16 protein-coding genes are annotated in these 11506 nt (G+C 66.3%); 6 read left to right on the top strand and 10 right to left on the bottom strand.

Annotated features, from left to right (window positions below; translation table 11 throughout):
- A partial coding sequence (locus tag AC5Y5O_RS24365; protein ID WP_500027794.1) for a sigma-70 family RNA polymerase sigma factor occupies nt 1-955 on the bottom strand: 955 nt, incomplete at its 3' end.
- Nucleotides 956-1104: 149 nt separating this feature from the next.
- Entirely contained in the window at nt 1105-1566 is a 462-nt protein-coding gene (locus AC5Y5O_RS24360) for a DUF3099 domain-containing protein (RefSeq protein ID WP_500027792.1), read from the bottom strand.
- Nucleotides 1567-1611: 45 nt separating this feature from the next.
- On the opposite strand from AC5Y5O_RS24360, the gene AC5Y5O_RS24355 reads away from it, so the two are divergent.
- A complete protein-coding gene (locus AC5Y5O_RS24355; RefSeq protein WP_096286390.1) occupies nt 1612-1851 on the top strand; it encodes a DUF3039 domain-containing protein in 240 nt (79 codons plus the stop codon).
- Here the strand turns inward: AC5Y5O_RS24355 and AC5Y5O_RS24350 are convergent, their stop codons facing one another.
- Together AC5Y5O_RS24350 and AC5Y5O_RS24345 are read right to left on the bottom strand one after the other, a co-directional pair.
- Entirely contained in the window at nt 1852-2856 is a 1005-nt protein-coding gene (locus AC5Y5O_RS24350) for a YihY/virulence factor BrkB family protein (RefSeq protein ID WP_096286392.1), read from the bottom strand.
- Between the two features lie 65 nt (nt 2857-2921).
- Nucleotides 2922-3110, bottom strand: a complete 189-nt coding sequence (locus AC5Y5O_RS24345; RefSeq protein WP_090608725.1) for a DUF7455 domain-containing protein — start codon at nt 3108-3110, stop codon at nt 2922-2924.
- 134 nt (nt 3111-3244) lie between these two features.
- Here AC5Y5O_RS24345 and AC5Y5O_RS24340 point away from each other — a divergent pair, with 134 nt between their 5' ends.
- A complete protein-coding gene (locus tag AC5Y5O_RS24340) occupies nt 3245-3631 on the top strand; it encodes a DUF952 domain-containing protein (RefSeq protein ID WP_096286394.1) in 387 nt (128 codons plus the stop codon).
- Here the strand turns inward: AC5Y5O_RS24340 and AC5Y5O_RS24335 are convergent.
- The 4 genes from AC5Y5O_RS24335 to ppgK all read right to left on the bottom strand — a co-directional run bounded on the left by AC5Y5O_RS24335 (nt 3604) and on the right by ppgK (nt 7506).
- A complete protein-coding gene (locus AC5Y5O_RS24335; protein WP_096286396.1) occupies nt 3604-3993 on the bottom strand; it encodes a RidA family protein in 390 nt (129 codons plus the stop codon). The two genes, AC5Y5O_RS24340 and AC5Y5O_RS24335, sit on opposite strands and share 28 nt — an antisense overlap.
- 69 nt (nt 3994-4062) lie before the next feature.
- The gene (locus AC5Y5O_RS24330; RefSeq protein ID WP_165796340.1) at nt 4063-4923 is read right to left on the bottom strand and encodes a DUF4436 family protein; all 861 of its coding nucleotides are present in this window, start codon (nt 4921-4923) and stop codon (nt 4063-4065) included.
- Between the two features lie 69 nt (nt 4924-4992).
- Nucleotides 4993-6519, bottom strand: coding sequence for an RNA polymerase sigma factor (locus AC5Y5O_RS24325; protein WP_500027788.1), 1527 nt, complete (start codon nt 6517-6519; stop codon nt 4993-4995).
- A 177-nt stretch (nt 6520-6696) separates the two neighbouring features.
- On the bottom strand, nt 6697-7506 hold the full coding sequence (gene ppgK, locus AC5Y5O_RS24320; protein ID WP_096286400.1) for a polyphosphate--glucose phosphotransferase: 810 nt from the start codon (nt 7504-7506) through the stop codon (nt 6697-6699).
- A gap of 126 nt (nt 7507-7632) precedes the next feature.
- On the opposite strand from ppgK, the gene AC5Y5O_RS24315 reads away from it, so the two are divergent.
- Nucleotides 7633-8502, top strand: coding sequence for an inositol monophosphatase family protein (locus AC5Y5O_RS24315; RefSeq protein WP_500027786.1), 870 nt, complete (start codon nt 7633-7635; stop codon nt 8500-8502).
- Between the two features lies 1 nt (nt 8503).
- Here AC5Y5O_RS24315 and cei read toward each other — a convergent pair whose 3' ends face one another.
- Entirely contained in the window at nt 8504-9157 is a 654-nt protein-coding gene (cei, locus tag AC5Y5O_RS24310; RefSeq protein ID WP_096286404.1) for an envelope integrity protein Cei, read from the bottom strand.
- Between the two features lie 182 nt (nt 9158-9339).
- Here cei and AC5Y5O_RS24305 point away from each other — a divergent pair, with 182 nt between their 5' ends.
- Nucleotides 9340-9642: a DUF4193 domain-containing protein gene (locus tag AC5Y5O_RS24305; protein ID WP_007774871.1), complete on the top strand. Its 303-nt coding sequence runs from the start codon at nt 9340-9342 to the stop codon at nt 9640-9642.
- Between the two features lie 9 nt (nt 9643-9651).
- On the opposite strand, the gene AC5Y5O_RS24300 is transcribed toward AC5Y5O_RS24305, so the two are convergent.
- Entirely contained in the window at nt 9652-10131 is a 480-nt protein-coding gene (locus AC5Y5O_RS24300) for a DUF3093 domain-containing protein (protein ID WP_096286406.1), read from the bottom strand.
- A 48-nt stretch (nt 10132-10179) separates the two neighbouring features.
- On the opposite strand from AC5Y5O_RS24300, the gene dut reads away from it, so the two are divergent.
- The gene (gene dut / locus AC5Y5O_RS24295; RefSeq protein WP_500027783.1) at nt 10180-10632 is read left to right on the top strand and encodes a dUTP diphosphatase; all 453 of its coding nucleotides are present in this window, start codon (nt 10180-10182) and stop codon (nt 10630-10632) included.
- Between the two features lie 71 nt (nt 10633-10703).
- Complete coding sequence (locus tag AC5Y5O_RS24290) at nt 10704-11462, top strand: DUF3710 domain-containing protein (RefSeq protein ID WP_096286410.1); 759 nt, start codon at nt 10704-10706, stop codon at nt 11460-11462.
- The last annotated feature ends 44 nt before the right edge of the window (nt 11463-11506 follow it).

Below are 11506 nucleotides of genomic sequence, written 5' to 3'. Positions count from 1 at the left end.
CGTATGAGCGCAGCCGATCGGCGCGCTCTCCGTTGCGCAGCTTGGCCATCACGTCGCGCTCGATCTGGCGGACCCGCTCACGGGACAGACCGAACAGCTTGCCGATCTGGTCCAGCGTCCGCGGCTGGCCGTCGTCGAGACCGAAACGCAGCCGGATCACCTGGTGCTCGCGCTCGTCGAGAGTCGCCAGCACACTGCGGATGTCGGTGTGCAGCAGCTCGGCGATCACCGCGTTCTCCGCGGACATCGCCTCGGCGTCCTCGATGAAATCGCCCAGCGGCGCTTCTTCTTCGGAACCGACGGGCATGTCCAGGCTTACCGGGTCGCGGCTGTGCTCGAGCAGATCGTTGATCTTCTCGACCGGGATTCCGGACTCGGTGGCCAGTTCCTCGTCGGTCGCCTCGCGTCCGAGGTTCTGGTGCATCTCCCGCTTGATCCGGGCCAGCTTGTTGACCTGTTCGACGAGGTGAACGGGCAGCCGGATGGTGCGGCTCTGGTCGGCCATCCCGCGGGTAATGGCCTGGCGGATCCACCACGTGGCATACGTCGAGAACTTGAATCCCTTTGTGTAGTCGAACTTTTCCATCGCGCGGATGAGTCCGAGGTTGCCCTCCTGGATTAGGTCGAGCAACGGCATCCCCCGGCCGGTGTAGCGCTTGGCCAGTGAGACCACCAGGCGCAGGTTCGCTTCCAGCAGGTGACGACGCGCCGCCTGGCCATCACGTACGACGACGGCAAGATCGCGTTTGCGGTTCTCGCCGAGGCGCTTCCGCGTCGCGAGCAGATGCTCGGCATACAGTCCGGCCTCGATGCGCTTCGCCAGTTCGACTTCGTCCGCGGCGGTCAACAACGCCGTCTTCCCGATGCCGTTCAGATATACGCGCACGAGGTCCGCTGCAGGGCTCTGAGCATCAAGATCGCTGGTGTCGATCCTGCCTGTGATGGCATTCGCCATGGCGGCCTCCCGATTGGCTTGTAGCTGTCATGGTGTTAAACGACAGATCAGCCCTGAGAGTTCCCGCGCCGCCGTCATCTCACACGCTTTGACGTGCACAAATGTGCCGCCGACCTGAGAATGTCCTGAGAAGAGTGCTCAGAACCCGGTTACCCGGAACCGGCGCCGTATCCGTGCCCGGGGTTGTACCCGCGGCCCGGGTTGTATTCCGCCCCCGGGGAACCGGGTTGCGGCGGCGCGGGCCGCCGCGCCTCGAGCGCGGGCCGCTCGGCCGTCGGGAACAACGGAGTGCGCCGCGCGGCATCGTCGAACCGCCGAGGCTCGTCCTTGGCGCGCGGCGGCCGATCGTTGGCGATCAGCACCGCCATCCAGGGCAGCGGGATGGACGCGGCCACGATCGCCAGCGAGATCAGTCCGTTGTGCCACGCGCCATAGGCGAAAGCGGCCAGCAGCAGCGCGGGAATCCGGAAAGCCATCAGCGTCAGATACTTACGCACCCGGGCGCGATGCTGTTGTTCATACGAAGGCTCGGCGGCGGTAATCAGCACCGGCCGACCGTCGTCATCGAACCCCAAATCCGGGCCGCGCTTCATTCCTCCACTGTCCCACATCCCGCCGATTCCGGTCAGGGCGCATCGGCAGGCACAATGTGAGGTATGCAGACCCAGACGATCGAGCGCACCGACACCGACGAACGCGTCGACGACGGGACCGGCAGCGACACCCCCAAGTACTTCCACTACGTCAAGAAGGACAAGATCGCCGAGAGTGCGGTCATGGGTAACCACGTGGTCGCGTTGTGCGGTGAGGTTTTCCCCGTCACGCGGGCGGCCAAGCCGGGTTCACCGGTCTGCCCGGATTGCAAGAAAATCTACGAGCAGCTCAAGAAGGGCTGATCAGGTCGGACGTTTGGACGGCTCGCCGGCGCGGTCCTGGGTCGCCGGATTGGTCGTCACCGGATTCGACAGCGCCTCCGCCGTCCGCTTCAAAGCGGGCGAACGCGACAACAACCAGTTGCGCAGCCGGTGGGCGTGCGTGCGCGGCGCGGGGAATTCCTCCTGGATCGCGGCATTGAGCTCGGCGCCGAGCATGATCGCGAAGCCGCCGAAGAAGGCGAACAACAGGAACGCGATCGGCGTGGACAGCGCGCCGTAGGTGTAGCCGGTGCTGGTGATCCAGCCCAGGTAGATCCGCAGGCCCAGCGTCGCGATCACGAACACGGCGGTGGCCAGGACGGCGCCGTAGAGCAGGCGGTGCGTCGGCAGGGGTTCCGGCAGTGAGACCCGGTACAAGACGACGACACCCAGGATCAGCCCGAGGATCAGCGCGGGGTAGTAGCCGTAGCGCAGCACGTTGGCCAGGGCGTCCGGGATGTGTTCGGACACCGTGCGCGGGCCGACCACGAGGACCGGCGCGGCCAGCACGGCGCACACCAGCCCGACCACGTAGAGGAACAGCGCGAACAGCCGCTGGCGCACCGGGTGGCGCAGCGGTGTCTGGTCGTGCGCCTCGACGACGGAATCGACGAACGCCGAGATCGCCGACGACCCCGCCCACAATGACAGCAAGAAGCCGAGCGAGACCACCTCACCGCGAGCGTGCGCGGTGATGTCCCGAACGGTGGGCTCGATGATCTCGTTGACGACGCTGGACGAGAACAGATTGTGTGCCGCCGAGATGGCGCTCTTCTCGATGCTGGGCAGCGCGTCCGGCCCGAACAGCGGAGCCACGTAGGCCAAGCTGCCCAGCATTCCCAGCAGTAGCGGAGGCGTCGAGAGCGCCGACCAGAAGCCCGCTTGCGCGGACTCGGCAAAGATGGAATCGTCCCAGCTTTTTCCGAGGGTCCTCAACGTGATTCGCCAAATGTGATGGCGCGACGGTCTTACGGTCTGATCGCTCATATCGGTCCAGCATTACCGATCAGGTCGCCCACACCTCACATTGTGAATGGGCGAGTTCGCTGGACCTAGCTACCGCTAACCTCCAGCACGGCGGCGAGCTCGACAAGCTTCGCCTCGTGCTCGTTGGCGTGGTGCTGGCAGAAGAGAAGCTCGGCTCCCGACGGCAGCTTGGCGCGTACGCGAGCTGCGGCACCGCAGCGGTCGCAGCGGTCAGCTCTAGTCAGCTCGGCGGTTGTCGTCAGAGTTGCGTTCATTGGCTTCTCCTTCTCGTTCCTTCACTGTCTCAGACGTTCGGCGTTTTTGCGTTGTTCCCCGATCGTTATCGGGTGTGTCGTTTCTCACGGGCTGTAAACGTTTGGTTTCGTGGGTTCTTCTAGGGTTAACGACTGTGACGTTCGGTCCTGACCTGCTTGTACACCTGTGCGGAGCCGATGAGTGGTCCGACGCGCGGAGCCGGGGGGAAATCCGCCCCGACACCGCCGCCGGCGCCGAATTCATCCACCTGTCGGCGCCCGCGCAGGTCCACCTGCCCGCCAATCGGCTCTTTCGCGGACGCCAGGATTTGGTGCTGCTGCACATCGACCCCGCTTTGCTGGATGCGCCCGTGCGGTGGGAGCCAGGTGTGCCAACGGATCCGGAGGCGATGCTGTTCCCGCACCTGTACGGACCGCTGCCCATTGCCGCAGTGACAAGCGTCACCGCTTACTCGCCCGGGGACGACGGCATATTCCCGCCGATCGCGGGACCTCAGGACCCGTCTGAAGGTTCCAGGTAGGCGTCGGCCTCGATCTCCACCAGCAGCCCGGGTGCGATCAGCGCGGAGACTTCGACCATGGTCGCCACCGGCCGAATCTCGGAGAACACCCGCGCATGCACCGCGGCAACCTCGCGCCACCGGGAAATGTCGGTGACATAGATCCGGGTGCGGACCACATCGGTCAGCGACGCGCCGGCTTCGTGCAGTGCAATCTCGATGCGGCGCAAGGCGTCTTGGGCTTGGGCGCCGATGTCGTTTGCGGGTCCGGCGCCGGTGGTGCCGGCGACCGTCACGCAGGGACCTACTCGTACCGCACGCGAATAACCCACCGTCGCTTCGAATTCGGATCCGGACGAGACGAGCTTGCGGGTGGCTGTCATGAGGTCACCGTAAGCCCGCGCGCGAGCTCGTGCTGGTCCGATCGCGAAAATAGCTGCAGCACAAGCGATTCAGTCGCGGCGGATGCGGACAACGAGCATCGCGACCACGCAGAGTCCGAGTACCAATTCACACCAGAAGAAGGACAGGTAATCGGTGAGTGCGCCAACGGCCGGTGCGTTGGGCATCGAGTTGCGCACTGCCGAAAACGAAAACAGCAGAACGCCCAGGAATGAGATAAGTGTGCCGTCGATCGGTCGATCGCTGCGAATCTGGTTGGCTACGAGCAGCATTGCCAGGATCGTCAACGTCCACATCAGCAAGATGATGAATACCGCGAAAATCCATGTCGAAGGCGCGCGCGTCACGCTGATCGTCAGGTCGTTGCCCTCGTTCGGTTCCCGCGGCGGGTTGCCGATGCTGATGCTGTAGCCGTGCACCGACCCGCCGGCGAGCAGCACGGTCGGGACCGGGGTGCCATCGCTGGTCAGGATGCGAACGCTGAATAGCGAGGTATAGCGGTCGAACGGGTACTGGCTGACGTCGCCGGTTTCCAGCGCGACGGGCAGTGTTTGCGCCGTCATCAGCCCGCCTGCGGCGAACGATTCGTCAACCAGGCCCGCGCCCCCGACCGCGACGACCCGCACATTACTGGCCAAGAACACGCCGTCCTGCGCGAAGCGTCCTCTCGGCTCGAATTGCAGGCCGACCACCAACTGATTGTCGGTGGGGCTGATCTTTTGGATGTCGGCATGTATGCGGATGCCGTCGCTCAGGTTCCTGTCGCCGTTGACCCCCGTCGCGTGGCCGGCCTTCTCGTAGGACACCGCGGTGATGGTCAGGACAGCCAGGAACGCGGCTATGGCGAGCAGTAAGAGCGGACGCCGGTTGTGCACTGCCGGAACATTTTTGAAGTCCGTGCCCGCCGCCACGCCCACACCGTAAACGAGCGGACCCGACCGGGCGGGTCGACGGTTGAACGCCGGCTGAACAGCTGGGGGCTAGTCGAGGTAGTCGCGCAGGACCTGGGAACGGCTGGGGTGGCGCAACTTCGACATGGTCTTGGATTCGATCTGGCGGATGCGCTCGCGGGTCACGCCGTAGACCTGACCGATCTCGTCCAGGGTGCGAGGCTGGCCGTCGGTGAGCCCGAAGCGCAGTCGTACTACGCCGGCTTCGCGCTCCGAGAGCGTCTCGAGCACCGACTGCAACTGGTCCTGCAGCAACGTGAACGACACCGCGTCGACGGCCACGACCGCTTCGCTGTCCTCGATGAAGTCGCCGAGCTGGCTGTCGCCCTCGTCGCCGATCGTCTGGTCCAGCGAGATGGGTTCACGCGCGTACTGCTGGATCTCCAGCACCTTCTCCGGCGTGATGTCCATTTCCTTGGCCAGCTCCTCAGGCGTGGGCTCGCGGCCCAGATCCTGCAGCAGCTCGCGCTGAATGCGGCCCAGCTTGTTGATCACCTCGACCATGTGCACCGGGATGCGGATGGTGCGGGCCTGGTCGGCCATCGCCCGGGTGATCGCCTGGCGAATCCACCACGTGGCGTACGTGGAGAACTTGTAACCCTTGGTGTAGTCGAACTTCTCGACCGCGCGGATCAGGCCCAGGTTTCCTTCCTGGATCAGGTCGAGGAAGGCCATGCCGCGGCCCGTGTAGCGCTTGGCCAGCGAGACCACCAGTCGCAGGTTGGCTTCCAGCAGATGGTTTTTCGCACGATCGCCGTCGCGGCAGATCCACATCATGTCGCGGCGCTGGGCGGCGGGCAGCTTGTCGCCGCGCTCGACCAGCTCGGCCATCAGCTGCGTGGCGTACAGACCGGCTTCGATCCGCTTGGCGAGCTCGACCTCTTCCTCGGCGTTGAGCAGTGCCACCTTGCCGATTTGCTTGAGGTAGGCGCGAACCGAGTCCGCGGAGGCGGTGAGCTCGGCGTCCTTGCGGGCCTGCCGCAACGCCTCGGATTCGTCTTCGTCCCAGACGAAATCACCGGACGCCTTGTCCTTTTCGGACGGCTCGGCGATCTCCTCGTCCTCGTCGGCCGGCTTCTTGGCCGCCGCCGGCTTCACGACTGTGACAACCTCTTCGGCTTCGTCCCCCTCGCCGTCGGCGGTGTCGTCGTCCGCCTCGGCCTCGTCGCCGGCGACGTCATCCTCGAGGTCGTCGAGGCTGAGGTCACCCTCGAGGTCGAGGTCCTCGCCTTCGAGGTCGGGCTCGCCGTCGAGCTCCTCGGCGGTCTCGTCGACGCTCTCCACGTTCTCGTCGTCGCCGGCGTCTTTGGCCGCGGCCTTGGTGCCGCGTCCGGCGGGCGCCTTGCCCGTGGCGGGCTTGACGGGGGTGCGGGGTTTCTTCTCGATGGTCGCCTCAGTGTCTTCGGCGGGTTTGGTGGCCCGAGGTGCGGTCTTTGTCGCGCGTTTTGCCGGTGCGGAGCCGTTGGCGGCCTTTGCCGCGGGCCGCTTGGCGGGAGTCTTCGTGGCGGTGCGCTTCACCGGCTCATCGGTTTCCGCGCTGGTCTTGGTCGCTGCCACGTACACCCCTTCGGTTGGACTCACTTTCGGTGGGTTTGGGCATGGTCAACCGAAAGTGTCTGCTATGTCGAATGTCGGCGTTGGTATGAGCGTGACTGCTCGCACGCTTTCTGTCGGGCGGTCGCCGTGGACCATTGTAACGACAGTGCGCGCTCGTACCGCCCTAGCGGGGAAAATTCAGTGCGTTACGTCCGCGGTGGAGGCCATCGCGGCGCCCACAATTCCGGCGGTATTGAGCAATGCCGCGGCCACCACCGGGGTCCGGTTTTTGAGCAGCGGCACCCACTCGTCGGCCTTTCGGCTGATCCCACCGCCGGCGATGATCAGGTCGGGCCAGATCGCGTTCTCGATCGCGATCAGCACCCTGGTCACCTCTTTGGTCCAGCGCGGGTAGCTCCACTTGTTCTTGTCTTTTACCGACGACGCCGCGCGTTTCTCGGCCTCTTTGCCGCCCACTTCGAGATGGCCGAATTCGGTGTTGGGAATCAGCTTTCCGTTGTGGATCAGGGCCGATCCGATCCCCGTTCCAAAGGTGAGCAACACGACCAGTCCGGACTTGCCCTTGCCGGCCCCGTAGCGCTCCTCGGCGAGCCCGGCGGCGTCGGCATCGTTGAGCACCGTGACGTCCTGGCCGTCCAGCTTGGAGCTGATCACGTCGCGCGCGTTGGTCCCGATCCAGGCGCGGTCCACGTTCGCGGCGGTCTGGACGATGCCATTGGTGACGACGCCCGGGTAGGTCACCCCGAGCGGACCCGTCCAGCCGAATTCGTTGACGACCTTGGCGATGGTCTTGGCGACGGCCGCCGGGGTGGCGGGTTGCGGTGTCAGCAGTTTGACCCGGTCGCCGATCAGCAGTCCCGTGCCCAGGTCGACGATTCCGCCTTTGATTCCGCTGCCGCCGACGTCGATGCCGAATCCACGGCGCTGCGGCGTGCCGGAGGCTGCCTCGGTGCCCGGTACATCCGTGGCCGAGTCGGTGCTGGTCATCGAATCTCCTTGGCGAGATTTGGGATCGTTCACACCTTAGCTGGCCACGCCGCGGTTGCGGTCGGGCAATCCGATCGGGGTGCCGTCGGTCTGCGGCGCGGTGGCCGACTGTGTTGCGATGGACCCGTGACGCGATCCGAGCCCGCGCAGCTGCGCGCAGTAGCCGAAACGCTGGCCGCCGAAGCCGCCGAGTTCGTCAGGTCTCGCCGCGCCGAGGTGTTCGGCGCCCACGCCGGCGGGACCGACAGCGGCGCGGTGCGGTCCAAGAGCACACCGACCGATCCGGTCACGGTGGTCGACACCGAGACCGAACGACTGCTGCGCGACCTGTTGGCCAAATTACGGCCTGGCGACCCGATTCTCGGGGAAGAGGGCGGCGGGCCGACCGAACAGGAAGCGGCGTCCGACGATGCGGTCACCTGGGTGCTCGACCCGATCGACGGCACGGTGAATTTCGTCTACGGCATCCCGGCCTACGCGGTGTCGGTCGGCGCGCAGATCAACGGCGTGTCGGTGGCCGGCGCGGTCGCCGACGTCGTGGCCGGCCGGGTCTATTCCGCGGCACAAGGCCTTGGTGCGTACGTCATTGACGCGCAGGGGACGCATCCGCTGCGGTGCGCCGACGTCGACGATCTGTCGATGGCCTTGTTGGGCACGGGGTTTGGGTATTCGATCGGGCGCCGCACCACTCAGGCCGCGCTGTTGGCCAAGATGCTGCCGTTGGTGCGCGATGTGCGCCGCGTCGGATCCGCCGCCCTGGATCTGTGCATGGTCGCGGCGGGACGGCTGGACGCCTACTACGAGCACGGACTGCAGGTGTGGGATCGCGCCGCGGGTGGGCTGATCGCGGCCGAGGCCGGGGCGCGGGTGTTGGTGCCGCCGCACGCGCCGCCTGGATCGGCGGCGGGGCTGGTGGTGGCGGCCGCCCCGGGAATCGCCGACGCGCTGCTGGCGGCGCTCGACAGGTTCGACGGGTTAGCGCCGATCGCCGATTGAGTCAGCAGCTGCTGGCGTGAATCTTGGACAACAGCGAGGGATCTGACGATCCGGTCGCACCGGGACGCAGGCTGGCCAGTACCGAGTCGATGTCGTCGTTGTGCGCCAGCGCGGTGAATTCCGTGCCGATCGCGAGGTCGACGGAATCGTCGGCGCGGTTGTCGTTCAACAGCTCGCTGCAGGGGGCGACCAGCCACACCGCGGCGGCCGTGGACCCGCCGGCCGTGCCGAACCGGATCTGGCTCTGGCAGTTCAGCCGGGCGCCGGCGTAGATCGGGTCGTTGGCCGCGGTCGGCTGCGCGAACCCCAGATCTTTCATCGCGCCGGCGACATCGGCGGCCTGGCCGCCGCGGCCGCTGGCGTTGAGCACGCGAACCTTGGTGTCGGCGAGTTTGGCGGGCGGCACGTCGGCCATCGCACTGCGCGACATTTGCTCGCCGAGTTGGGCCGGCGCCGATCCGTTGGCCGGCGCCGGGGGCGGGTTGCACACCTCGGCTTCGCGAACCTTGGCCGGTCGCGTCAGCGCCACCGTCCACGCGACCCCGGTCACCAACACCAGGAAAACCAGCACGACAATCGCGGGTCGGGGATTGCGTCGCCGAAAGGGCCTACCGTGCTTGTCGAAGGCTGTACCCTCGGTGATTTGTGCGACCACAGCTGCACTCTAGCCGCACACCAAATCCACTGTTTAACGGCGAATATGAGGGTTAATTCGGGGGTGTGAGGTAAATCACAACCCATCCGACCGCGTTGCGGGCACGAATCGTTTGGTGGATGCGTTCGACGCTGGTACAAAGCGTTGCTTGAGGTAACGCAGGCATGTGAGGGGATTGGACGATGCCTACCGACTATGACGCTCCACGGCGTACCGAAACCGACGACGTTTCGGAGGACTCGCTGGAGGAGCTCAAGGCACGGCGGAACGAGGCCGCGTCGGCTGTTGTCGACGTGGACGAATCCGAGACCGCCGAGAATTTCGAACTGCCTGGCGCTGACTTGTCTGGCGAGGAGCTGTCGGTTCGGGTCATTCCGAAACAAGCCGACGAGTTCACCTGCTCGAGCTGCTTTCTGGTGCAGCACCGCAGTCGACTTGCCAGCGAGAAGAACGGCGTGATGATCTGCACCGACTGCGCAGCCTGATCGCTGCACCTAGCGTGTCAGTGCCGACAGCACCCGTTCCGGGTGACGGCAGCTCACCATCCAGTACGGCGTCGGGTCGTCTGGATCGTCGAGGACGAGCAAAATCATCGGTCCGACCCATGCGCGATGCACGACATACGCCGCGGGGTCGAGCTGACGTCCCAGGGCCGCCGACTTCGCCGTCGGCGCTATCTCCGCGGATCGGGCGATCACGGTGACCGGGAGGTGGGCTTCCCCGGCCCATAGCTGCGCCACACCGTCTGGGCCGGCGGTGACCCGGATTTCGACGCGGCCCAGCCACAGCAGCGCGCCGATGGCCACGATGTACAACACCACGAACGGCAACCAGTCAGGGAGCGCTTTGACACCCAGATTGACCTCGACGGCGATCAGCGTCGCCAGCGCGAAGGCCGGTGGCCACCACCACCACGGGACCCACAGCCTTTCGCGATATCGCACGCTGTGCGGCGCGACGCGCGTACTCGACACGCGGTCAAGGGTAGTCTGTGGCCCCGTGTCGACCAGTCTGGCGTTGAAATGAAAGTTGTCCGCCTCGACCCCGAACTCCCGCTGCCCAGTCGTGCCCACGACGGCGACGCGGGGGTTGATCTGTTCAGCGCAGAAGACGTCACGCTGGGCCCGGGGCAACGCGCCCTGGTCCGTACCGGCGTGGCGATCGCTATCCCGTTCGGGATGGTCGGCCTGGTGCACCCCCGCTCGGGATTGGCTGCGCGGGTTGGACTTTCGATCGTCAACAGTCCGGGAACGATCGATGCCGGCTATCGCGGAGAGGTCAAGATCTCGCTGATCAATCTCGACCCGGCCGAGCCGATCGTGGTGCACCGCGGCGACCGCATCGCCCAGTTGCTGGTGCAGCGGGTCGAGTTAGTCGAGCTGGTCGAGGTCGCGTCGTTCGACGAGGCCGGGCTGGCCGAAACATCCCGTGGCGATGGTGGTCACGGTTCCTCCGGCGGACATGCGAGTTTGTGATGCGCTGGCGACGATGCAGCGGGGGTACCTCCCGCTCGCGGGGGACGAAGCGATGAGGAGGAGCGGCGCCGATGGCTGCACTTGGTAGATCAGGTAAGGACGACAGCGACGAGTCGGGGGCCGAGGCCACCGCCGCCGACCCGGTCGACGACGAGTTCGAGGACGAGCTGGATGGTCCGTTCGACATCGACGACTTCGACGACCCGTCGGTCGCGGAGCTGGCCCGGCTCGATCTGGGCTCGGTGCTCATCCCGATGCCCGAAGCCGGCCAGCTGCAGGTCGAGCTGACCGAGACCGGCGTCCCGAGCGCGGTGTGGGTCGTCACGCCCAACGGCCGGTTCACGATCGCCGCTTACGCCGCGCCCAAGACCGGCGGCTTGTGGCGCGAGGTGGCCGGCGAGCTCGCCGACTCGCTGCGCAAGGACTCGGCCCAAGTCAGCATCAAGGACGGCCCGTGGGGCCGCGAGGTGGTCGGTACCGCGTCGGGGGTGGTGCGCTTCATCGGCGTCGACGGCTACCGCTGGATGATCCGCTGCGTCATCAACGGCCCGCACGAAACCATCGAGGCACTCGAGCAGGAGGCACGTTCGGCGTTGGCGGACACCGTGGTTCGCCGCGGCGACACCCCGCTGCCGGTGCGCACGCCGCTGGCCGTCAACCTTCCCGAACCGATGGCCGAGCAACTGCGTCAGGCCGCCCTGCAGCAGGCCGAGGCGGCGCAGCAGGCCGCCGAACAAACCGGTGCGCAAGCGCCGCCCAACGATCCGTCCGCGCGCCGCAGCGCGGACGGCTCGGCCATGCAGCAGCTGCGCACCACCACCGGCGGCTAACCGGCCCGAAACGGCCATCCTTGCCTCGCGTGCGAATCCACTCG

It is taken from the genome of Mycobacterium sp. NGS40 (genome assembly GCF_059812735.1).
This window is presented reverse-complemented; position numbering and strand designations above follow the sequence as displayed.

What these genes read in the sequence shown, in the direction of transcription:
- AC5Y5O_RS24360 (WP_500027792.1), bottom strand. Translation starts at nt 1,566, where the DNA reads ATGTGGGACAGTGGAGGAATGAAGCGCGGCCCGGATTTGGGGTTCGAT.
- AC5Y5O_RS24355 (WP_096286390.1), top strand. Translation starts at nt 1,612, where the DNA reads ATGCAGACCCAGACGATCGAGCGCACCGACACCGACGAACGCGTCGAC.
- AC5Y5O_RS24350 (WP_096286392.1), bottom strand. Translation starts at nt 2,856, where the DNA reads ATGAGCGATCAGACCGTAAGACCGTCGCGCCATCACATTTGGCGAATC.
- AC5Y5O_RS24345 (WP_090608725.1), bottom strand. Translation starts at nt 3,110, where the DNA reads ATGAACGCAACTCTGACGACAACCGCCGAGCTGACTAGAGCTGACCGC.
- AC5Y5O_RS24335 (WP_096286396.1), bottom strand. Translation starts at nt 3,993, where the DNA reads ATGACAGCCACCCGCAAGCTCGTCTCGTCCGGATCCGAATTCGAAGCG.
- ppgK (WP_096286400.1), bottom strand. Translation starts at nt 7,506, where the DNA reads ATGACCAGCACCGACTCGGCCACGGATGTACCGGGCACCGAGGCAGCC.
- AC5Y5O_RS24305 (WP_007774871.1), top strand. Translation starts at nt 9,340, where the DNA reads ATGCCTACCGACTATGACGCTCCACGGCGTACCGAAACCGACGACGTT.
- dut (WP_500027783.1), top strand. Translation starts at nt 10,180, where the DNA reads ATGAAAGTTGTCCGCCTCGACCCCGAACTCCCGCTGCCCAGTCGTGCC.
- AC5Y5O_RS24290 (WP_096286410.1), top strand. Translation starts at nt 10,704, where the DNA reads ATGGCTGCACTTGGTAGATCAGGTAAGGACGACAGCGACGAGTCGGGG.